Raw genomic sequence first — 20,824 nt, 5'->3', positions numbered from 1 at the left:
GCCATCTCCCCATCAATGGGGGATTAGCAGCTACCCGAATTTCCCCGTCCTCGGGAATCCCTTTGGCACCATGCGTCCGGCCGAGGCTCGAGCACCAATCCACTCTATCAGCTCTTCACGTGATTTGACGAAGGTGCGGTCGGCCGAATCCTGCCAGGAGAGACCGCCTGCGAGCGTGAAGGTCTTGAGGTCGAGAACGCCGCCATCCTTGTATTTCTGCAGGCGAACGCCCTTGCCGCGACCCATCTCAGGGATCTCGGCGAGCGGGAAGACCAGCATCTTGCGGTTCTCGCCGACGATGGCGAGATGGTCGCCGGCGACCGGCACGCAGCGTTGGGCCTCGTCGGGCGCCTTGACGTTCATGACCTGCTTGCCCTTGCGGGTGTTGGCGACGACTTCCTCTTCCGGCACGATGAAGCCATTGCCGTCGTGAGACACCAGCAGCAGCTTGCGTTTGGGATCATGGACAAAGGCGGTGACGATGTCCTGGTCGTTGTCCATGTCGACAATGATGCGGATCGGTTCGCCATGGCCGCGCCCGCCCGGCAGCCGGTCGGCGCCGATCGTGTAGAACTTGCCGCCGGTGGTGAAGACCAGCACCTTGTCGGTGGTCTGAGCGTGGAAGGCGAGCTTGAGGCTGTCGCCCTCCTTGAAGGTCAGCAACGAATGATCGGTCAGGTGACCTTTCATCGCCCTGAGCCAGCCCTTTTCCGAAACGACCACGGTGACCGGCTCGCGCTCGATCATCGCATGGGCGATATCGGTCAGGTCATGTTCGGGCGCGTCGGCGAACTGGGTCCGGCGCTTGCCGAGCTCGGTCTCCGGTCCGAATTTCTCGCGGATGCTGGAGACTTCCCACTTGATCGTCGACCACTGCCTGGCGTCGGACGCAAGCAGCGCCTCGATCTGCTTTTTCTCGATAGTAAGGCCGTCGAATTCCTTGCGGATCTCGAATTCCTCGAGCTTGCGCAGGGCCCTCAGCCGCATGTTGAGGATGGCTTCGGCCTGGTTGTCGGTGAGCGACCAGCGCGCCATCATCACTTGCTTGGGCTCGTCCTCCTCGCGGATGATCCTGATCACCTCGTCGATGTTGAGATAGGCGATCAGATAGCCGGCGAGGATCTCCAGCCGCCTTTCGATCTCGCCCAAGCGATGCCTGGAGCGGCGGATCAGCACCTCGCGGCGGTGCTCCAGCCATTCCTTGAGCACGCCTTTCAGCGACAGCACGTTGGGTATCTTGCCGCGCGACAGGACGTTCATGTTGAGGGGAAAGCGGCTTTCGAGCTCGGTCAGCTTGAACAGCGATTCCATCAGGATGCCGGGATCGACTGAACGGCTCTTCGGCACCAGCACGACGCGGATGTCTTCGGCACTCTCGTCGCGGATGTCTTCGAGCAGCGGCAATTTGCGCGCCATCAGAAGCTCGGCGATCTTTTCGATCAGCCGCGCCTTCTGGACGCCGTAGGGGATTTCGGTGACGACGATGCTCCAGGTGCCCCTGCCCTGGTCCTCCTGGCTCCATTTCGCCCTGACGCGGAAACCACCGCGACCGGTTTCATAGGCTTCGAGGATCGACGCGCGGCTATCGACGATGATGCCGCCTGTCGGAAAATCCGGACCTTGGACGAAGTCCATCAACGCAGTCACCGGCGCATCGGGGTGCTCGATCAGATGCAGCGCGGCGTCGCAGAGCTCGGCGGCATTGTGCGGCGGGATCGAGGTCGCCATGCCCACGGCAATGCCGGACGAGCCGTTGGCGAGCAGGTTCGGGAAGGCGCCGGGCAGCACGACCGGCTCCTCGTCCTCCTCATTGTAAGTCGGCCGGTAGTCGACCGCATCCTCGGTGATGCCGGACAGCAGCTCGGTCGCCACATCGGTCATGCGCGCTTCGGTGTAGCGCATGGCGGCGGCGTTATCGCCGTCGATATTGCCGAAATTGCCCTGCCCGTCGACCAGGGGATAGCGCACCGAAAAGTCCTGCGCCAGCCGCACCAGCGCGTCGTAGATCGACTGGTCGCCATGCGGATGGAACTTGCCCATCACCTCGCCGACGATGCGGGCGCATTTGGCGAACCCCTGGTCGGGGTTGAGCCTGAGCAGCCGCATGGCATGCATGATGCGGCGATGTACCGGCTTCAGCCCGTCGCGCACATCCGGAAGCGCCCGGTGCATGATGGTCGACAGCGCATAGGCGAGATAGCGCTCTTCCAGCGCTTTCTTCAGATCGACCGGCTCGATGTTGTCGCCACCGCCATCGCCAGGCGGCAAAAGCCTTTTTCCCATGGGCTGGGACTAGCCGAGCGGGTGATTCGCGGCAAGAGGCGCTTGACTGCGCCTCCTTCCGCAACATGAACTGGACGCACTGCTGCGCCCACCAACATCAATCGGTTACATCCCGGCTATATGGCAATGGATCGGATTGCCTTTCGCCATGGTTTTCGACCATTGTGCGGGAGAACGCCTTTTTCCCGTCCAGTTCATCACGGAAGGGTGACGGCGCAGCGAGTTGAAAAACAATCTTCAGGACACTCTCAGGGGGACTTGCGATGACGATCAGACGCTCGACACTCAACAAACTTGCTTTTTCGACGTTTTTGCTGACGCTGCCGCTGAACGCGGCCTTGGCGCAGGATGCGGCGGTCGCCGACCGGCTGAAGGCCGCTCTCGCAGCCCAGGGCGTCGACATCTCCTGGACCGGGGTGACGGGCGATGCCTCCAGCATGGTGCTGCAAGGCGTGGCCTTCAAACCGGCGGCCGAAAAGGAACCGTTCAAGATCGGTGACGTCACACTCGAAGGCGTGACCGAAGCCAATGGCGGCTATGAAATCGAAACCGTCTCGACTGCGGCGTTCCGGCACAGCGAGGACGGCGTCACCGTCGACCTCAGCCCCTTCATCATCCACGACATGACGGTTCCGGCGGACGGCGCCACGGGCCCGCTGGGCTCAATGATGATGTATAAATCGGCCGAACTCGACAACATGACGGTCAAGGTTGCCGACAAGACCGCATTCTCGATGGACGGACTCGCCATCGAAATCACCCCACCGGCCGACGGAAAGGCGATGGAATTTTCCGGGACCACGGAAAAGTTCAATGCCGACCTGACGCTGGTCGAGGACCCGAAGTCCAAGGACGTGATCAACGCGCTCGGTTACCAGAACATCACCGGGAACCTTCAAATGGAGGGCACCTGGCAGCCCGCGGACGGCAAGATGGAGCTGTCGAAATACGACATCTCCGTCGACAATGCCGGAACGCTCGGCATGACCTTCGGTCTCGGCGGCTACACGTTGGACGTCATCAAGTCGCTGCAGGAGATGCAGAAGAAGATGGCGGCTCAGCCCGAAGGCGCCGACAACTCGGCGCAAGGCATGGCCATGCTCGGCGTCCTGCAGCAGCTTTCGTTCAACAGCGCTTCGATTCGCTTCGACGACGATTCGCTGACCAACAAGGTGCTGGACTATGTCGGCAAGCAGCAAGGCATGTCCGGCAAGGACATCGCCAACCAGGCCAAGGCGATCGTGCCTTTCGGCATGGCGCAGCTCAACAATCCCGAATTGACGGCGCAAGTGTCGGCGGCAGTCGGCAAATTTCTCGACGATCCGCAGAGCCTCGAGATCTTGGCCGAGCCGCCGACGGCAGTGCCGTTCGCGCTGATCATGGCGGGTGCCATGTCCAACCCGCTCGACCTGCCGAAGACGCTTGGCGTGACGGTCAAGGCGAACGAAGATTGACCGGAGCGGTCTCTTGAGAGCGAAAAGCCCGGCTTCGCGCCGGGCTTTTTATGAATTAAAGAATCGGTAGGTTCTTAAGCCTCTTTCTTGGTCACCGCGACGCGCAGCGACAATTCGCGAAGCTGTTGCGGGCTCGCTTCCGACGGCGCGCTCATCAACAGGTCATAGGCCTGTTGGTTCATCGGGAACATGGTCACTTCGCGCAGGTTCCTGGCGCCGACCAAAAGCATGACGACGCGGTCGATGCCGGCCGCCATGCCGCCATGCGGCGGTGCGCCGTACTGGAAGGCGCGGTAGAGGCCGCCGAAGCGCTCCTCGACCGTCTCGCGGTCCAGCCCGACAGTCTCGAACGCCTTGACCATGGTTTCCGGCAGATGGTTGCGGATGCCGCCAGACGCGATCTCGAAACCATTGCAGACCATGTCATACTGGAACGCCTTGATCCCAAGCAGATCCTCGCCGTTGAGCGCGTCGATGCCACCTTGCGGCATGGAAAACGGATTGTGGGCGAAATCGATCTTTTTCTCGTCCTCGTTCCATTCGAAGAAGGGAAAGTCGACGATCCAGCACAGTTCGAAGCGGTCGCGGTCGACAAGGTTCAGCTCCTCGCCGGCGCGAGTGCGCGCCGCGCCCGCGAACGAGACGAATTTCTTCGGGTCGCCGGCGACGAAGAAGGCGGCGTCGCCATCGGCAAGACCAAGTTGCTGGCGGATCGCCTCGGTGCGCTCCTCGCCGATGTTCTTGGCGAGCGGACCGGCGCCTTCGAGCTTCTCGCCCTCCTTGCGCCAGAAGATATAGCCGAGGCCCGGCTGGCCCTCGCCCTGCGCCCAGGAATTCATGCGGTCGCAGAAGGCGCGCGAACCGCCGGTCCTGGCCGGAATGGCCCAGACCTCGGCCTTCGGGTCGTTGGCAAGGATGTTGGCGAACACCTTGAAGCCGGAATCGCGGAAATGATCGGAGACCGCCTGCATCTCGATCGGGTTGCGCAGGTCCGGCTTGTCGGTGCCGTATTTGCGCATGGCAACGTCATAGGCAATGCGCGGAAACTCCTGCGTCACCGGCTTGCCGGCGGCAAAGGTCTCGAAGACCGCGCGCATCACCGGCTCGATGGTCGCCAGTACGTCGTCCTGCTCGACGAAGCTCATTTCCAGGTCGAGCTGGTAGAATTCGCCCGGCAGGCGGTCGGCGCGCGGGTCCTCGTCGCGGAAACACGGCGCGATCTGGAAGTAACGGTCGAAGCCCGACACCATGATCAATTGCTTGTATATCTGCGGTGCCTGCGGCAGCGCGTAGAAGGTGCCGGGATGGATGCGCGACGGCACCAGGAAGTCGCGCGCGCCTTCGGGCGACGAAGCGGTCAGGATCGGTGTCGAGAATTCGGTGAAGCCGACCTCGCCCATGCGCTTGCGCATCTCGGCGATTATCTTCGTGCGCGCCACGATGTTCTTGTGCAGCGTGTCGCGGCGCAGATCGAGGAAGCGGTATTTGAGACGAATGTCCTCGGGATAATCCGGCTCGCCGAACACCGGAAGCGGCAGTTCCTTGGCCGCCGACAGCACCTCGATCTCGCGCGCGAAAACCTCGATCTCGCCGGTCGGCAGGTTGGCGTTCGCGGTCTCGGCCAGGCGCGCCTTGACCTCGCCGTCGACACGGATGACCCACTCGCCGCGCACCGTCTCCGCGATCTTGAAGGCCGGCGAATCCGGATCGGCGACGATCTGGGTCAGGCCATAGTGGTCGCGCAAATCGATGAAGAGCAGGCCGCCATGATCGCGCACGCGATGCACCCAGCCCGACAGGCGAACGGAAGAGCCGACGTCGCTCTTCCTCAACTGGGCACAGGTATGGCTGCGGTAACGATGCATTGTCATTGATAAGTCCGGATGTTGATTGCGGCCAAGGCATGATGGCCCGGCCCGAAAATTTGGGCGAAAAGCACATGAGAGGCCGCCTTTGTCAAGGCAGGCGGCGCTCGGGAGCAACTTCGTTCGACCTTCGGCTTGTGAACCCCCGCCGTGGAAAACGTGTCGCGCGATGTTGAATGGTGCGGGGTTTGCTCTCGGCGGTGACTGGTCGATTACAGATCAAACGTCGCGATCAGGCTCTAATCGGCACACAATGCACGGCTCGAGTGACGTCTTAAGGAACGGACAGGAGTGAGGTTGAATGAGCTTCGAACTGGTGGCGCTTGCAGCAAGCTGCGTGGTCTGTCTGATCCAAATTATTATCTCCTCCCACGCAGCCAGTCTCCAGCGAGGTTATCGCTGGACGGCCAGCTCTCGTGATGCCGAAATGCCCCCGCTCACCGGAGTCGCAGGCCGCCTAGAACGGGCGCTTCGAAATTTCCTCGAGACGTTCCCGGTGTTTGTGGCCGCGGTCTTCCTTGTCCATGTGCTCGGCCGCGAGAGCGCGCTCAGCGAATGGGGAGCTGGTCTCTATCTTTCAGCCAGGCTGGTTTACCTGCCACTTTACGCAGCAGGCGTCCCCCTGCTCCGTTCGCTCGTCTGGAACGTCGCGTTCGTCGGAATTGTCCTTCTTTTGCTTGCGTCAGCCTGGCCCGAGCTATAGTGCCCGACCGCCGTCACGGCGGCGTCGCGACCTTGCAGTTTTGAGTTAGATCAGGCCGGCTGCGGTCAGTGCAAGATAGTGGTCGTCAGTAGCCGTGCCCCGCGCAGCTTTATGACCGCGTGGCGAAGTCTACTCCGTCAGCCTGAGGCGCTTCGGCTGACGGAAGACGACTGTTATCTTCTGCTTTGATCGTGATCAGGGTGGTCAAGCCGTGTACAATGGCCGTCACGATGGGAGGACTATCATGCGCATTCGCATATTGACTGTCCTGATGACGCTGCTTGTTGGCACCTGTACATTTGCACACGCTCAGCAGACAAAGCCGGTGTCAATCGAGGTGTTTCCTTTCGAATTGGAGGACAAGAGCGCTGGGGCAGGAATAATTCCCCCGGATGAACACGATAGGCGCTATCTGTCCGAGTCGGCACAAGTGGCGAAGGACATGCTCTCCCAGTCCGGACGTTTTACAGTGGTTGATGCGCCAGCGACAGATGAGCAGGCGGTTGCACCGCACGGATTGCGCAATTGCGGTGGCTGTGAAAGCAAAATCGCCAAAGAGCACGGCGCATCTCTTGCCTTGCTAGGCGTCGTAACGCGCGTCAACCGAACAGAACACACCATGTTCATTCGCATCCTCGACGCTGAAACCCGGAAACCTGTTTCTCAGGGCTTTACCGATCTTCGCATGGGTCCGAACTACGCGTGGCCCCGCTCCGTCAAATGGCTGATGACGAACAGAATTCTGCGGTAGGACGCCCATCACCCCAGCGCGCCATCGGGAGCGCGAAAGATCGCCCCTCAGCTAAAACCGAGAAACTGATTGTCGGCGCTGGCCTGCTGATCGCCGGGAATTGCCGCTGGCATTAGCGCGGGCGATGGTTCAAGAAGGATCAACGACAGGCCTTCCTTCATGTCCTCCATGCGCCCGCTGATCCCGCTCCTTATTGCCGCCGGCATCCTGCTCGGCGGCAACGGCCTGCAGAGCACCCTGATCGCGCTGCGCGGTGCGCAGGAGGGATTTTCGGCCTCGACCATCGGCCTGATGGGCACGTTCTATTTCGCCGGCTTCCTGCTCGGCTGCCTTGCCGTCACCCACATCATGAAGGCCGTCGGCCATGTCCGCGCCTTTTCCGCGCTGGCGGCGATTGCTTCCGCCGGGACATTGCTTTTGGTGCTGGTCGTCGACCCGGTCATGTGGTGCGTGTTGCGCCTCGCCGGCGGCTTCTGCTTCGCCGGCCTGTTCACCATCATGGAAGCCTGGCTCAACTCCGGGGCAGCCAACAAGGATCGCGCGCGGGTGCTGGCCATCTACCGGATGGTCGACATCGGTTCGGTCACGGGCGCACAGTTCCTGATCCCGATCGTCGGCGCCGGCGGTTTCGCCATCTTCGCCGTCATGTCGATCATGATCACGCTCTCGCTGGTGCCGGTGTCGCTCGGCGACCGCTCCAACCCGACCCCGCCGGAAGACGTCAAGCTCGACCTGGCCCGCGTCTGGCGGATTTCGCCGCTCGGCTGCTTCGGCTGCATTGCCGTCGGTGTCACCAACAGCGCCTTTCGCACTTTGTCGCCGGTCTATGCCGAACAGATCGGCATGTCGGTTACCGACGTCGTCACCTTTGTCAGCGTCGGCATCTTCGGCGGCGCCATCATCCAGTATCCGCTCGGCTATCTGTCCGACCGCTGGGACCGGCGTTCCGTGCTGCTGATAACGACGTGCTGCGCGCTGCTCGCATCGCTGGCGCTGGTGTTCTGGGCGCGCAGCGACCCTTCCCTCAACTTCGTGATCGTCTTCATCTTCGGCTGCTTCGCCATGCCGCTCTACTCGCTATCGGCGGCGCATTCCAACGACCGCGCCGACAAGGGCGAGTTTGTGCTGATCAACGCGGCGCTGATGCTGTTCTATTCCTTCGGCGCCATTGGCGGGCCGTTCGCCGCCTCGACGGCGATGCAGTATTTCGGGCCAAGCGCGCTGTTCGTGTTCACCGCCACCGTCTACGCCATCTTTGCCGTCGTCATCCTGTACCGGATGCAGGTGCGATCGGGCGTGCCGGCCGGCCATCGCAGCCGTTTCATCGGCCTGTTGCGCACATCGACGGTCTTCGCCCGACTGGCCAAGCGCAACGATGATTCCGACGGGCCTGCGAAGCAATGATAACGGTCCCCTATGTCTTGAACCCGGGGCTGCCGCTTGACGAAAGCCCGCGCGGCTGAAATTGAAGGAGACCTTACCCTTTTGCCAAAAGCGATTTGATGCACGTCATCACCACCCAAGAAGAACTTGAGACCGCTGTTGCCGCGTTCGAAAAGTCGGATTTCGTCACCGTCGACACCGAATTCATACGCGAGACGACCTTTTGGCCGATCCTCTGCCTGATCCAGATGGCGGCGCCCGGGGTGACGGCGCTGATCGATCCGCTGTCACCCGATATCGACCTGAAGCCGTTCTTCAGGCTGATGGCCAACGAGGCCATCGTCAAAGTCTTCCATGCTGCGCGCCAGGACATCGAAATCATCGTTCATCTCGGCGACCTAGTCCCGCATCCGGTGTTCGACACCCAGGTGGCGGCGATGGTTTGCGGCTTCGGCGACAGCGTTTCCTATGATCAGCTCGTCCAGAAGATCACCGGCGCTCGGCTCGACAAGTCCTCACGTTTCACCGACTGGCGCCACCGGCCGCTTTCCGAAAAGCAGCTCGACTACGCGCTCGCCGATGTCACCCATCTAATCGAGGTCTACCAGCACCTCAGCGCCGAACTGGTGCGGGAAAACCGCGCTCATTGGCTGAACGAAGAGATGGAGGTGCTGACTGCGCGTGAGACCTACGATCCGCATCCGGAGGATGCCTGGAAGCGGCTGAAGATGCGGCTGCGCAAGCCGCAGGAGCTGGCGATCGTGCAAGCGGTGGCGGCATGGCGCGAGCGCGAGGCGCGCGAACGCGACGTGCCGCGCGGCCGGGTGCTCAAGGACGACGCCATCTACGAGGTGGCGCAGCAGGCGCCGCGCGATGCGGCTGCACTCGGCAAGCTGCGCACCACGCCGAAGGGTTGGGAACGGTCGGCGACGGCAACGGCGCTGCTTGGCGCGGTCAACAGCGCGCTTGCCTTGCCCAGGGAAGAGATGCCGAAGCTGCCGAAGAGTTTTCAGCCGCCCGAAGGCTCCAATGCCGCCGCGGAATTGTTGAAAGTCCTGTTGCGGATCGTCGCCGAAAGGGAGGGCGTCGCTTCGAAGGTGCTGGCCTCCAGCGACGACATCGACCGCATCGCCGCCGAGGGCGAGGCCGCCGATGTGCCGGCCTTGCATGGCTGGCGACGCGCCGTGTTCGGCGAGGCCGCGCTCAAACTGGTACGCGGCGAGATTGCGATCAAGTTCGACAAGCGCAAGATCGCGCTGTTCGATTTGTAGCGTCTGCCAAATCCTTCTCCCCTTGTTGTGGGAGAAGGGAAGTCAACGCTGGCGCGGCTGACCGGCCAGGTGGAAAACCGCGACGACGATCACCGGTATCGCCAGAAGCGCGAATTTGGTGACGATCAGCACCGAGGCGAAGGACAGCGAATCCGGATTGGCCGACAGGAAATCCGAGAGCAGCCGGGCCACCGCGATGTTCTGCGCATAGTCGGCAAGCGTGTAGGGCAGCACCAGGACGAGCGCGAATAGTGATTGAAGCTGTGCGGACAGAGCCCGGAAGGTCTTCAGCGGCCGCCCCGTGGCCAGGATCAGGCTGACCAGCGTCAGCGACAGCAGCGCCGGGAACAAGAGATCGAAGGTCAGATAGTGCCAGACCAGAATGATCTCGCTGCCGCGACGGCCGAGCGCCGTCAGCCAGGCCATGCCCTCATCCGGGGTGAAACCGGTCCAGCGCAAATCGAGCGACGGCAGGCCACCACTCAGCTGGCGGAAATAGAGGAACTCCATCGCCGTCATGGCGACGAAAACCGCCATCGCGACAAAACAGAGCGGTGCAGCGTGGCGTGACAGCCGCAGCATCATTGCCGTCAGGCTTCGTGAGAGCTGGTTAGGCTCCGCCGGGGTAATTCGGGCTTTCGCGGGTGATCGTGACGTCATGGGCGTGGCTTTCACGAAGTCCGGCGTTGGATATGCGTACAAAGGTGGCGCGGTCGCGGAAATCGGCAAGATCGCGCCCGCCGACATAACCCATAGCGGCTTTCAGGCCGCCGGCAAGCTGGTGCAGAACGCCGGACACAGGTCCTTTGTAGGGCACCTGCCCTTCGATGCCTTCCGGCACCAGTTTCAGCGTGTCGCGCACCTCGGCCTGGAAGTAACGGTCGGCGGAGCCGCGGGCCATGGCGCCGACCGAGCCCATGCCGCGATAGGCTTTGAACGAGCGGCCCTGGTGCAGATAGACTTCGCCCGGGCTCTCGTCGGTGCCGGCCAGCAGCGAGCCGATCATGGCGGCACTGGCGCCGGCGGCGAGCGCCTTGGCGAGATCGCCTGAATATTTGATGCCGCCATCGGCAATGACCGAGACGCCCGATTTCTGCGCTGTCTCGACCGCCGACATGATTGCCGAAAGCTGCGGCACGCCGACGCCGGCGACGATGCGGGTGGTGCAGATGGAGCCGGGCCCGATGCCGACCTTGACGGCATCGGCGCCGGCATCGATCAGCGCCAGCGTGCCTTCTGACGTGGCGACGTTGCCGGCCAGGATGCGGACCGAATTGGACAGCTTCTTGGCCCGCGTCACCGCATCGAGCACGCGTTGCGAATGACCATGCGCGGTATCGATCACCAGAAGGTCGACGCCGGCATCGATGAGCCGCTCGGCGCGCTCAAAACCGTCATCGCCGACGCTGGTGGCGGCCGCCGCGCGCAAGCGTCCCTGCACGTCCTTGGTGGCGTGCGGGTTGAGCTGCGACTTCTCGATGTCCTTGACGGTGATCAGCCCGACGCAATTGCCGTCGCTATCGACCACGACCAGCTTTTCGATGCGGTGCTGATGCAGGAGCCGCTTGGCCTCGTCCTGATCGACATTTTCCTTGACCGTGATCAGGTTCTCACGGGTCATCAGCTCGTAGACTTTCTGGGCCGGGTCGGAAGCGAAGCGCACGTCGCGGTTGGTCAGGATGCCGACCAGCCGTCCGACCTTATGCCCGCCGGCGCCGCCATTCTCGACCACCGGAATGCCCGAAATGCTGTAGGTGCGCATCAGCCCCAAGGCGTCGGCGAGCGTCGCGTCGGGGCCGATGGTAACGGGGTTGACCACCATGCCGGATTCGAATTTCTTGACCTGCCGCACCTGCTCGGCCTGTTCGGCCGGCGAGAAATTGCGGTGGATGACGCCGATGCCGCCAGCCTGGGCCATGGCGATGGCAAGACGCGCCTCGGTCACGGTATCCATGGCGGCGGACAGGATAGGCACGTTGAGGTCGATGTCGCCTGCAATGCGGGTGCGGATGTCGGTCTCGCCCGGCATGACCTCGGAATGACCCGGCTGCAGCAGCACATCGTCAAAGGTCAGCGCCAATGCGCCCGTGGACGTTTCGATAATCTTTGCCATGGCCAGCCCTCGGAATGCATGAAAAGCGCTGGACCGGATGGACAGCGCCGACTCGTCTTCTTCCCTTTCAGGATTGGCGCTGGCTCGTAACACGTCCCGTCGCCGATGAAAAGCCGATTGGTTGTGCACGTATGTGGGCGGCAGGGCTGCGAACTCAGCTTGATGCCTTTTCCCGGCGATGGGTTGGTGACCGGCATTCGCCGCTGCTGCGCGAGTGTACGGATTAGATGTTGCCTAGACAGAGCGGCGCGAAGAGACGCGGGCTCAGAGCCATCGCTTCAGGTTTGCGCCGCCCTCACCTGCCATTCTCGGTGAAGGAAAGGCGCGTGCCGTCTCGCGCTCAGTGACGAAGGGCTTCCCAAATAATCAACCCGAGCATCAGAACAAACGTAACAGCGACCCCGCGTTTTAGAATTGGAGTGAGCCCGTATTTCTCGTACGCCCGCTGTGGATCGACCCGGAAGTCCTCTTGGAATTCGAGTTCAGTCCTTTTTTGCAGGCTCAACTCAGTTGGCTTTCTTTTCCACATTTTGGTGCTCCCCAGATCCGATAGCGCGCGCTCTGCCGCTGCCATCATCGCCCCTTGGGAAGAGATGTCCATAGACATCAGCCGTCCTTGTCTCCCCAGGAGCCAACATAGGAGGCTGTCATGACCCGTCGCTAATCCCGGCACTACCAAAGGGCCCTCTGTCTGCAGAGGGCCCTTTGATAACCCACGCCGCGGAGAGCAACCGATGCTATACGGGAGAAGTGCCCGGCAGGGCAATGAGGGGCGGTGCCGACGTCGAGAATTGGCAGGGGCGCCAGCTTTTGCTGAAGTGATTAGCACATCTGTCCTTGCTTTGTGACAGCAATTATGCTAGGAATTTATTCATGGTGTTGATTTGCGCCAGCGACCCGCCGCTGAGGCGGGTTTTTATTTGGTGCCATTCTTCCCAGCGTCCCAACTGGCACGCCTGCCAAGGTCGCACAAATGTGACGGCAAATTAAGACGACCTCCGACCCCACCCGTGGTAACCGCCCTGCGTGTCGGCTTGCCCCCTTTGCCCCGAGGACCGGCAAGCAATCGGCGGTGAACATTCAGATCCGGACGCGCTCCATGAACCGTACCATTCCGCTCATCCTGGCGGTCGCTCTCTTCATGGAAAACATGGATTCGACTGTTATCGCGACGTCGCTGCCGGCGCTCGATGTTTTTCACCGGCATGAACGCGCTTGCCTATGCCGAGATTTCGACCGCCGACACCAGCAAGGCAACGCCGATCGCCGCGGTCTTCCAGCAACTGTCGATCGCGCTCGGCGTGGCGCTGGCCGGCGGCATCCTGGAAGTGTCGACGACAATCCATGGCGGGCCGCTGACGCTGAGCGACTTCCACATCGCGTTCTTCATCGTCGCGGCGGTGTCGGCGGCCGCATCGCTGTCATTCATGCGGCTGGCGCCGGACGCCGGCGGGGCAGTGAGTTCTTCACCACCCGGCCCTTCGCAGGCTCAGGGCGTTCGAAGCTCGAAAAGCCAAGCAATTGGCTTTTCGTCCGCTAACGCGGACCGCTTCTCACCCCTTAAAATCTTTCGCCAGCAGATAAAGCTCTACCGACTCATCCCGTGAGGCCGGCGGCTTGACGTGATGGACCGAGCGGAAATTCTGCTTGAGCCTGGCGAGCAATTCGTTCTCGGCGCCGCCCTGAAACGTCTTGGCGAGGAAATGGCCGCCCGGCTTCAGTACCGACAGGGCGAAATCGGCGGCCACCTCGCACAGATACATCGTGCGGATGTGATCGGTCCGGCGGTGGCCGGTCGTCGGCGCCGCCATGTCGGACAAAACGATATCAGGTTGGCCGCCGAGCGTTTCGGCGAGTTTTTCCGGCGCCTGCGGGTCGAGAAAATCCATCAACAGCACCGGCGCGCCGGGCACCGCGTCCATCTCCAGATAGTCGATGCCGACGACATGCGGGTGTTCGGCCGTCGATTTTGTCCGCGCGGCGGCGACCTGGCACCAGCCGCCGGGTGCCGCACCAAGGTCGATGACCTTCATGCCGGGCTTGAGCAGATGGTGCTTGTCGTCGATCTCGATCAGCTTGTAGGCCGCGCGCGAGCGGTAGCCATCGGCTTTGGAGCGCTGGACATAGGGATCGTTGATGTGGCGCTGCAGCCAGCGGCGCGACGATTCCTTCAGGCCGCTTTTCTTCTTGATCCGCGTCTTCAGCACGCGAATGCCGGCAGAGCCTGGTTTTTCCGGTTTCTTGGTCATTGCTTGACTTCTTGTTTGAGCATGATCTCCGGCGAAAACCGATTGCCACTTTTCGCTGACGCGGTCTTTCGGTTCGGGATCATGCTCTGCCACGCCCGTTGTTGCGCCAGACGCCGTCGTCGGCCATCAATTCGCTCAATATGCCCTCGCGCAGGCCGCGGTCGGCGACGCGCAGCCGCTCCGACGGCCACACCGCGCGGATCGCTTCCAGGATGGCGCAGCCGGCCAGCACCAGATCGGCGCGATCGGCGCCGATGCACGGATTGGCGACGCGCTGCTGAAAATCCCAGCCGACCAGCTTGTCGACCATACGGTCGACGCTGTCGCGATCCATCCACAGCCCGTCGACCCGGCGGCGATCGTAGCGTTCCAGGTCAAGGTGGACACCGGCCAGCGTCGTCACCGTGCCCGAGGTGCCGAGCAGGTGGAATTTCGGGCTGGCGAGCACGTGACTCAGCCGGTCGCGCCCATCAAAGGCACGCAGGCGCACAGCCACATCCTCGACCATGGCGGCGAAAACCTCGCGGGTGACGGTGCGGCCGCCGAAGCGCTCGGCCAGCGAGACCACGCCGACCGGCAGCGACGTCCAGGAGACGATGTGGTTGGCGAGCCTCGGCGAGCGGTGGCCGGTGAGGTCGATCAGCGCGATTTCCGAGGAGCCGCCGCCGATGTCGAACAGGACGACGCCTTGCGTGTCGCGGTCGACCAGCGAGCCGCAGCCCGAAACCGCCAGCCGCGCCTCGGTCTGGCGGTCGATGATTTCGAGCTTCAAGCCGGCCTCGCGCTCGACGCGGTCGAGGAACTCGGCGCCGTTCGCGGCCGTGCGGCAGGCTTCAGTGGCGATCAGCCGGGCCTTCCTGATCTTGCGGCTGCGCAATTTGTCGCCGCAGATCTTCAGCGCCTCGACCGCACGGTCCATCGCCGGCTGCCCAAGCCGGCCATTGGCGGTGAGGCCCTCGCCCAGCCTGACGATGCGCGAGAAAGCGTCGATGACGCGGAACTGGCCGTGGCGCGTCGGCACCGCCACCAGCAGCCGGCAATTGTTCGTGCCGAGATCGAGTGCCGCAAACACCGGCAGTTCCTGTGCCGGCGAGCGGCGAACATCCTGCTCCGGCCTGCTTGGCGCAGCTGAGGGCAAAGGCGCGACGATCGCCTCGGGAGGACGGCTGGCTGGAGCGCTGTCGGCGGCCGCCGACAGCGCGGCCGCCGCGAGGTGTGCGTCATCGCGCACGAAAACCCTGCGGCCGCGCCGGCGTTTGCGCCGCTTCCTGGTCTTGGCCTTCTGATTCTGGCCATTCTGATGCTGGGACGCGTCGCCTGCCTGTCCGTGACCGGACCAAGGCTGTACCGGGCGGCCATTCTGCCGACCGGCGGATGGGCTTGCCTGGCCTGAAGGCGGCGGCGAAGCCCTGGACACGCCCACTTCCGGCGCGCCAGCGCCGGTGTCGTGGTCTTCCACTGTCGTTCCTTCCGGCGCCGCGCGAACCGGAGATCGGACGCAGCAGGCGCTTTCATGTGTTCTAAGTTGCCGCCAGACTAGCAGCGCCGGGCCGGATCACCAAGAGCGCAGGGGCCGAATTTTGCCGGCGGCATGAAGCGGCAGCAGGAAGAGCCGCGCGTTGCCGGTTGAATAGCCGGCTTCGATAAGGCATTTCTGAAATGGCGGAATGGAACATTCGGAATCGCGGCCAGTTTCCCTGACGCGAACCGAAAGAGGGCAACGGGGCTGCAACGCATGATCGTCACGCCATGAACTGGAGGCGCTATTTCTGGCCGGTCGTCGGCATTGTGGCGGTCGTATTCTCGCTGTGGCTGCTACTGCACGAACTGCGCGGCATCTCGCTCGACGATGTCTGGGACGGCATCGTCGCCATCCCTGCCCGCGGCTGGATGCTCGCCGCGCTGAGCTCGGTCATCGCTTATGCATCGCTGGCCGGCTACGACCACATCGCGCTCCTGCATATCGGCAAGAAGGTCTCTTGGCTCTTCGTCACCTTCTGCTCATTCACTACCTATGCGCTGTCGCACAACATCGGCGGCTCGGTATTTTCAGGCGCGGTGATCCGCTACCGCGCCTACGGAACCAGGGGCCTCACCGGAAAGGATGTCGGCGTGCTGGTGGCGATCTGCTGGATCACCTTCGTGCTGTCGACGATCCTCGTCTCCGGCCTCGTGCTGGTCTTCGAGCCTGAAATCATCGACCGGTTCTCCGGCGCACCGCATCATGGCCTGACCATGGCCGCGGGCGTCGCCATGCTGCTGCTGGTGGCGGCCTATGTCTTCGGCAGCTGGCTGCATCTCAGACCGCTGAAGATCGGCAGCTTTCAGATCCATTATCCGGCCCTGCCGATCGTCGCGCGGCAATTGCTGATCGGCCCGATCGAACTTCTGGCGGCGGCGGCGATCATCTTCTTCGCCCTGCCCGCGGCTGGTAATCCCGGCTATTTCGTCGTGCTCGGCGTCTTCCTGGTGTCGTTCTCGGTAGCCCAGATTTCGCATGCGCCGGGCGGACTCGGCGTGTTCGAGGTCGTGTTCCTCGCCGGCCTGTCGCATATGAATCCGGTCGGCGTGCTGGCCGCACTTCTGGTGTTCCGGTTGTTCTACCTGATCGTCCCGCTGGTGATAGCGCTCGGCGTCGTGCTGGTGTTCGAGCACTCGCAGCTTGGGCGGAGTGGGAAGTGAGATGCCGGGGTAATCGCATCAGACTAACGATGACGTCATGTCTGAGACAATCAATCGTCGACGTCGGCGCCGCACTCATCTGCCTGCCGGCATCTTCTCCCCGTGAAAAACGGGGAGAATGGACCTAGCCGCAACGCTGGCGACCCCTCCCCGTCCTTCACGGGGAGAAGGGCCGGGGGTGAGGGGCAGCGCAAACGCACACAAGGGCAAGTCAAAACCTGAAGCGATTGCGCTTATTGAAGGGCTGGGCAGGCTTGACTATTTTCCGGCGGCGGCTACAAGGCACGCGCGGCGCCATCGCCGCGCTGCCCGCGCGGTTTTTTTTCAACCGCGCCTGCTGGGGAATAGGTTAACGGTAGACCCACGGACTCTGACTCCGTTAGTCCTGGTTCGAATCCAGGTTCCCCAGCCACTACCTATGAATAAAAACAAGCACTTAGGCGACGTTAAAAAAAATTGCATCCGGAACACTTTTCCGGGGCATGGCGGTCCAAGCAGGCTGCAGAGCCGCCATCCTCTTTCTTCATGGCATTCTCTGACAGATGACTCTCAGACGTGCTACGCATCCAATGCAATATCGAATTTTGGAATCTGCGCCATCCGCTTCCACACCGACCGCGTACTCGCCTGGCTGACAAACGCTTTGGCTCAATCCGGTGCTATTGCCATTTGTCGATGGTCCTGTCGATGGTCCAGACGTGGCAATAACAACTCCCATTCCGGTCACAGCCGTATTGTTCGGCGGAGTCTCTTCCATCTTCTGTTCTTGCGCGAGCGCTGATGAGCACACGATCAAACAAACTAGCGCAGTAACGATTTTCATTTTCATCTTGTCGTTCTATGTTTTAATTTTCATTGCGGTTCCCTGGATACGCCTAGTATGTCTACTAGCGATATCGTAGTGCTGATTCTCGCTGCCAAGCTGCCATTGCTGAGTGCCATTCCATCAGCGGTCTATGGCTACGCAACGACCGCGGCACTTTTTCTGCGTTGAGATTGGCCGCTGTACTGCGCCCAAGTGCATGGCTCATTCCGGCGGATGCTGGCGGATGCTGGCGGATGCTGGCGGATGCTGGCGGATGCTGGGGGATTGTCGGCTATTACTACCGGCCCATCAACGTGTACTTGGTCAACTGAATAAATAAGCGATTGCATAGCCCTCCCTCACATTCGATGAATTCTTGGTAGCTACCCTGTCCCTGACAATAGGGCGCGTTCCGCCATCTGGTTATTGTTTATAAATGGCACGTGCCTACCTCGCCTCGCCAGCAGCGAACGCTCAATCCCAAGTATCTTCCGCACACTCGCCAGCGCCGCTTCATTCACTTCGATATAAGCGACGATGTACCACTCGCCGTTTTCTTCCCTGGCCATCCCCATCGGCTCGGCCCGCCATTTGAGCGCGCCGTGGTGGGGCATGAAATAGGTTTCCTGAACGCCGCCGACGGCGCTGAGACCCTCGTCGAGGGCGTATTCCATCACCGCGCAGCACAGCTGCGTCAGCGTGCCTCGCAACCCGGTCGAGCGTTTGTCCGGAACGACGAAGGTGCGGGTCCATTCGGCCCAATCGGGACGCCTGGGGACGCCCGATTTTTCGCACATGTGAGAAAAGACCTCCGAGACCATGTGCGGCTCGCTCGTTGGGATCAATCGAGCCGAGGTCACGACGCGACCTTCTTCAATACCCAGCAAGTAGGTCGCTGCGTCCGTATCGAATTGGTCTAGTTCGCGACCGTCCGGGCTCGGAGGGCGCCAGTGTTTTTGATGCACGAAGAAATCGTGCCGCCGGCGCAGAAACTCGTCGAATTCGTTTTCATAGAGATGCTTGTTATGCGCATTGACTACGTGGGCCGTTATCATGGCGCGATCCCCCGATCGTTCTCAAAGGGATATTCGCAGTCGCGCTAATATACGTCACCTGTCCGATGGGACAGTTGACGCGTTTAGGGATGGATCAAACGTCGGCGCACTGCCTCGACCACCGCTTGCGTAGTCGATACGACGCCAAAAGCTTCCCTGGCCCGTGTGGAGTGCCATTTGACCGTGCGCTCGGTCAGGCCAAGGATTTGGGATGTCTCCGACGATGTCTTGCCGGCCGCAGCCCACAAGAGCACCTCTTTTTCCCGGTCGGTCAGCAGGCCCTCGCCGCCGTCATCTTCATTCGACAAAGCTTGGATCGACATGCCGGCGTAGACTGCCATCGTAACCAGTTGCACTTGATGGCGCGGCGAGAGCGTGCAGCACTTGGCCGAAGAGGCAAACGACAGCACGGATTGCCAGTGGTGAACGCTGAGCATCGGCACGGCGAAGCCGCTCCAGATGCCAAACTCCGTCGCCTCGCCGGCGACGCGTCGTGAGCCTTCTGTGTCTGACCACTTTGCCGGGACTTCGGACCAAAGGAACGGCTTCAAGGTCTTTGCCGAGTAGATGCAAACACCATCAACTGCGGCATGCTCGGCTTCGACATAGCGTTCGAACCAGCCGGCCGGCCAGCCATTCAGTTCAACCATCGGTGCAAGCTTCTGCCCACCGAGCGGCACGCCGCTAAGGATGAGGTGCTCGAAGCCGAGATTCCTCACGGTCTCGAGCAGGTCACTCAGCAGCGCCCCGGTAGCTGTGTGTTTCCTGCAGCGTTCGACAAAGTCGAACACGTCTGAATCGATCATGCCAGAGGCCCCGTCTCCTCGCCGAAATATTAGCATACCTCAAATTAGAATCTTAAAACATACCGCCGCTACCTTGCCAATCACAACGGTTGCGTTTCCCCACACTCGTGCCAGCGCAACTTCTTCAATCGGCCCGGGGTCGCCGGGAGACTTATGAGAAGGGAATGGACCCGTTTCGACCTCGGCACCTCGGCGACCCATCTCCGGTGCACGCTGCGCGCATCAGTAATTCTGGAAAGCCGCCGCTTAGAACAGCAAACGGACTCTCGATGCTATCTTCGCCATGGCAGGCGCATCGGCCGAACGAATGAAAAAAGGCCCGCGCCTCTGGCGGAGAGCGGGCGCGATCGGATTAGGCCCGACCCGCAGCGGGGAAGCGCAAGCTGGCACCCCACTGCCCAGAAATACATTAGAGATCGCTGATTTTTCCGCTTGACCATCGCTTCGCCGGCACCAAAATCGTGGTCTTAAGCTCAAGCGTTCGAACGGGGGGATTTCGCCATGCCTGACGGCATCGAAATCTACTTCAGTGCGAGCCTGGCGCCCGGTCAGCGCGAAACAGTCGAGCAGTCGATCGCGTCGGCGGCGGAGCGCACGCGTGCGGAGGTCGACGCCGCGCGCGAGCGAGCGGCCGAGGAGGACAAGCTGCATGACGCGATCACGGCGCGCCTTGCGAAGCTGATCCGAGCGGACCCCGGAGTTGCAGAGGCGCCCGAAGGGGTCGGCGTGCGGCCATTCAAGGCTAAGGACCGCCTGCGCCTGCGGGGCCCACCTGGCGGAGGGCGCGATCACGTGATCCCTGCGTCGCCGACTGACAGCAGCGTCGAGCAGCGGCTTCCTCCCTACGACTTCGCCTGGAGATGGCATCACAACGGAGGGGCCCCTCCGTTCAGCCAGAGCGGCGACCAAAGGGGACGCCTCGGCGTGGATGCGCGGGCCGGCGGCGGGGTCGCGGGCGGCGCCAGCCGTTTTGTCCACGCACACATCGGCGTCGGCTGCATCGTGCGGACCGATCGTCCGATCGCCGTCGAGTTGTTCGCGCCGCGCTCATCGCGCCATTCCTTCGCCATTTGGGCACGCGGCATTGGTGCGAGCGCCACCTCGGAGGGTGGCCTGGAGACGACTTTCATGAAGGGCGGCCAGGTCTTGATGGCGGGCACCTTTCCGTTGTGGCGCAGACGCGTGAGCGGCCTCTCAGAGAATGAGAGCGTTCGGACTGGCTTCACGAGCGTATTCCCCGGTGGCATGGGAGGACGAATCGACCCGGGCGAATACACCTTCAACGTGGGCATCTGGGCATTCGCCGATTACGCTTCAGGCATTGGAAGCGCAGGAGTGCAGTCGCTAGTGGAGAGCAGCATCATCGAGATGCGTATCCATCGCCGAGACTGAACCGGTCGAAAG

At 62.1% G+C, this 20,824-nt stretch carries 16 protein-coding genes, 1 tRNA gene and 1 pseudogene; 9 read left to right on the top strand and 9 right to left on the bottom strand.

Going from position 1 to position 20,824, the window contains the following annotated elements:
- Positions 1 to 30: 30 nt before the first annotated feature.
- Complete coding sequence (parC, locus tag EOA78_RS06610; protein ID WP_127314422.1) at positions 31 to 2,283, bottom strand: DNA topoisomerase IV subunit A; 2,253 nt, start codon at positions 2,281 to 2,283, stop codon at positions 31 to 33.
- 263 nt (positions 2,284 to 2,546) lie between these two features.
- Here parC and EOA78_RS06605 point away from each other — a divergent pair, with 263 nt between their 5' ends.
- Positions 2,547 to 3,737 (top strand): hypothetical protein, encoded by a 1,191-nt coding sequence (locus tag EOA78_RS06605; RefSeq protein ID WP_127314421.1) that lies wholly within the window; start codon positions 2,547 to 2,549, stop codon positions 3,735 to 3,737.
- A gap of 74 nt (positions 3,738 to 3,811) precedes the next feature.
- On the opposite strand, the gene aspS is transcribed toward EOA78_RS06605, so the two are convergent.
- Positions 3,812 to 5,602 (bottom strand): aspartate--tRNA ligase, encoded by a 1,791-nt coding sequence (gene aspS / locus EOA78_RS06600; RefSeq protein WP_164783662.1) that lies wholly within the window; start codon positions 5,600 to 5,602, stop codon positions 3,812 to 3,814.
- 301 nt (positions 5,603 to 5,903) lie between these two features.
- On the opposite strand from aspS, the gene EOA78_RS06595 reads away from it, so the two are divergent.
- The 4 genes from EOA78_RS06595 (at position 5,904) to rnd (ending at position 9,710) form a co-directional block, all read left to right on the top strand.
- Positions 5,904 to 6,305, top strand: a complete 402-nt coding sequence (locus EOA78_RS06595; RefSeq protein WP_127314419.1) for an MAPEG family protein — start codon at positions 5,904 to 5,906, stop codon at positions 6,303 to 6,305.
- 244 nt (positions 6,306 to 6,549) lie between these two features.
- The gene (locus EOA78_RS06590) at positions 6,550 to 7,056 is read left to right on the top strand and encodes a DUF3280 domain-containing protein (RefSeq protein WP_127314418.1); all 507 of its coding nucleotides are present in this window, start codon (positions 6,550 to 6,552) and stop codon (positions 7,054 to 7,056) included.
- Between the two features lie 159 nt (positions 7,057 to 7,215).
- On the top strand, positions 7,216 to 8,460 hold the full coding sequence (locus EOA78_RS06585) for an MFS transporter (RefSeq protein ID WP_127314417.1): 1,245 nt from the start codon (positions 7,216 to 7,218) through the stop codon (positions 8,458 to 8,460).
- A 98-nt stretch (positions 8,461 to 8,558) separates the two neighbouring features.
- The gene (gene rnd / locus EOA78_RS06580) at positions 8,559 to 9,710 is read left to right on the top strand and encodes a ribonuclease D (RefSeq protein WP_127314416.1); all 1,152 of its coding nucleotides are present in this window, start codon (positions 8,559 to 8,561) and stop codon (positions 9,708 to 9,710) included.
- A gap of 42 nt (positions 9,711 to 9,752) precedes the next feature.
- On the opposite strand, the gene EOA78_RS06575 is transcribed toward rnd, so the two are convergent.
- The 3 genes from EOA78_RS06575 to EOA78_RS06565 all read right to left on the bottom strand — a co-directional run bounded on the left by EOA78_RS06575 (position 9,753) and on the right by EOA78_RS06565 (position 12,430).
- Positions 9,753 to 10,295 (bottom strand): hypothetical protein, encoded by a 543-nt coding sequence (locus EOA78_RS06575; RefSeq protein ID WP_164783659.1) that lies wholly within the window; start codon positions 10,293 to 10,295, stop codon positions 9,753 to 9,755.
- Positions 10,296 to 10,320: 25 nt separating this feature from the next.
- The gene (gene guaB, locus EOA78_RS06570; protein WP_065008021.1) at positions 10,321 to 11,823 is read right to left on the bottom strand and encodes an IMP dehydrogenase; all 1,503 of its coding nucleotides are present in this window, start codon (positions 11,821 to 11,823) and stop codon (positions 10,321 to 10,323) included.
- A gap of 340 nt (positions 11,824 to 12,163) precedes the next feature.
- A complete protein-coding gene (locus tag EOA78_RS06565; RefSeq protein WP_127314414.1) occupies positions 12,164 to 12,430 on the bottom strand; it encodes a hypothetical protein in 267 nt (88 codons plus the stop codon).
- Between the two features lie 577 nt (positions 12,431 to 13,007).
- Here EOA78_RS06565 and EOA78_RS06560 point away from each other — a divergent pair.
- Positions 13,008 to 13,286 (top strand): annotated as a pseudogene (locus EOA78_RS06560) (MFS transporter); the annotation flags it as partial.
- 90 nt (positions 13,287 to 13,376) lie between these two features.
- Here EOA78_RS06560 and EOA78_RS06555 read toward each other — a convergent pair.
- Together EOA78_RS06555 and EOA78_RS06550 are read right to left on the bottom strand one after the other, a co-directional pair.
- Complete coding sequence (locus EOA78_RS06555) at positions 13,377 to 14,072, bottom strand: RlmE family RNA methyltransferase (RefSeq protein ID WP_065008018.1); 696 nt, start codon at positions 14,070 to 14,072, stop codon at positions 13,377 to 13,379.
- A gap of 79 nt (positions 14,073 to 14,151) precedes the next feature.
- Entirely contained in the window at positions 14,152 to 15,531 is a 1,380-nt protein-coding gene (locus tag EOA78_RS06550) for a Ppx/GppA phosphatase family protein (protein ID WP_127314413.1), read from the bottom strand.
- Between the two features lie 290 nt (positions 15,532 to 15,821).
- Here EOA78_RS06550 and EOA78_RS06545 point away from each other — a divergent pair, with 290 nt between their 5' ends.
- On the top strand, positions 15,822 to 16,754 hold the full coding sequence (locus tag EOA78_RS06545) for a lysylphosphatidylglycerol synthase domain-containing protein (RefSeq protein ID WP_127314412.1): 933 nt from the start codon (positions 15,822 to 15,824) through the stop codon (positions 16,752 to 16,754).
- Positions 16,755 to 17,092: 338 nt separating this feature from the next.
- A tRNA-Gln gene (locus EOA78_RS06540) sits at positions 17,093 to 17,166 on the top strand.
- A 776-nt stretch (positions 17,167 to 17,942) separates the two neighbouring features.
- On the opposite strand, the gene EOA78_RS06535 is transcribed toward EOA78_RS06540, so the two are convergent.
- Positions 17,943 to 18,614, bottom strand: coding sequence for an acyl-homoserine-lactone synthase (locus tag EOA78_RS06535; RefSeq protein ID WP_127314411.1), 672 nt, complete (start codon positions 18,612 to 18,614; stop codon positions 17,943 to 17,945).
- Positions 18,615 to 18,697: 83 nt separating this feature from the next.
- A complete protein-coding gene (locus tag EOA78_RS06530; protein ID WP_127314410.1) occupies positions 18,698 to 19,420 on the bottom strand; it encodes a LuxR family transcriptional regulator in 723 nt (240 codons plus the stop codon).
- 501 nt (positions 19,421 to 19,921) lie between these two features.
- On the opposite strand from EOA78_RS06530, the gene EOA78_RS06525 reads away from it, so the two are divergent.
- Entirely contained in the window at positions 19,922 to 20,812 is an 891-nt protein-coding gene (locus tag EOA78_RS06525) for a hypothetical protein (RefSeq protein ID WP_127314409.1), read from the top strand.
- The last annotated feature ends 12 nt before the right edge of the window (positions 20,813 to 20,824 follow it).

It is taken from the genome of Mesorhizobium sp. M5C.F.Cr.IN.023.01.1.1, from assembly GCF_003997585.1.
Taxonomy (GTDB): Bacteria; Pseudomonadota; Alphaproteobacteria; order Rhizobiales; family Rhizobiaceae; genus Mesorhizobium; species Mesorhizobium wenxiniae.
This window is presented reverse-complemented; position numbering and strand designations above follow the sequence as displayed.

What these genes read in the sequence shown, in the direction of transcription:
- parC (WP_127314422.1), bottom strand. Translation starts at nt 2,283, where the DNA reads ATGGGAAAAAGGCTTTTGCCGCCTGGCGATGGCGGTGGCGACAACATC.
- EOA78_RS06605 (WP_127314421.1), top strand. Translation starts at nt 2,547, where the DNA reads ATGACGATCAGACGCTCGACACTCAACAAACTTGCTTTTTCGACGTTT.
- aspS (WP_164783662.1), bottom strand. Translation starts at nt 5,602, where the DNA reads ATGCATCGTTACCGCAGCCATACCTGTGCCCAGTTGAGGAAGAGCGAC.
- EOA78_RS06595 (WP_127314419.1), top strand. Translation starts at nt 5,904, where the DNA reads ATGAGCTTCGAACTGGTGGCGCTTGCAGCAAGCTGCGTGGTCTGTCTG.
- EOA78_RS06590 (WP_127314418.1), top strand. Translation starts at nt 6,550, where the DNA reads ATGCGCATTCGCATATTGACTGTCCTGATGACGCTGCTTGTTGGCACC.
- EOA78_RS06585 (WP_127314417.1), top strand. Translation starts at nt 7,216, where the DNA reads ATGTCCTCCATGCGCCCGCTGATCCCGCTCCTTATTGCCGCCGGCATC.
- rnd (WP_127314416.1), top strand. Translation starts at nt 8,559, where the DNA reads ATGCACGTCATCACCACCCAAGAAGAACTTGAGACCGCTGTTGCCGCG.
- EOA78_RS06575 (WP_164783659.1), bottom strand. Translation starts at nt 10,295, where the DNA reads ATGATGCTGCGGCTGTCACGCCACGCTGCACCGCTCTGTTTTGTCGCG.
- guaB (WP_065008021.1), bottom strand. Translation starts at nt 11,823, where the DNA reads ATGGCAAAGATTATCGAAACGTCCACGGGCGCATTGGCGCTGACCTTT.
- EOA78_RS06565 (WP_127314414.1), bottom strand. Translation starts at nt 12,430, where the DNA reads ATGTCTATGGACATCTCTTCCCAAGGGGCGATGATGGCAGCGGCAGAG.
- EOA78_RS06555 (WP_065008018.1), bottom strand. Translation starts at nt 14,072, where the DNA reads ATGACCAAGAAACCGGAAAAACCAGGCTCTGCCGGCATTCGCGTGCTG.
- EOA78_RS06545 (WP_127314412.1), top strand. Translation starts at nt 15,822, where the DNA reads ATGAACTGGAGGCGCTATTTCTGGCCGGTCGTCGGCATTGTGGCGGTC.
- EOA78_RS06535 (WP_127314411.1), bottom strand. Translation starts at nt 18,614, where the DNA reads ATGATAACGGCCCACGTAGTCAATGCGCATAACAAGCATCTCTATGAA.
- EOA78_RS06530 (WP_127314410.1), bottom strand. Translation starts at nt 19,420, where the DNA reads ATGATCGATTCAGACGTGTTCGACTTTGTCGAACGCTGCAGGAAACAC.
- EOA78_RS06525 (WP_127314409.1), top strand. Translation starts at nt 19,922, where the DNA reads ATGCCTGACGGCATCGAAATCTACTTCAGTGCGAGCCTGGCGCCCGGT.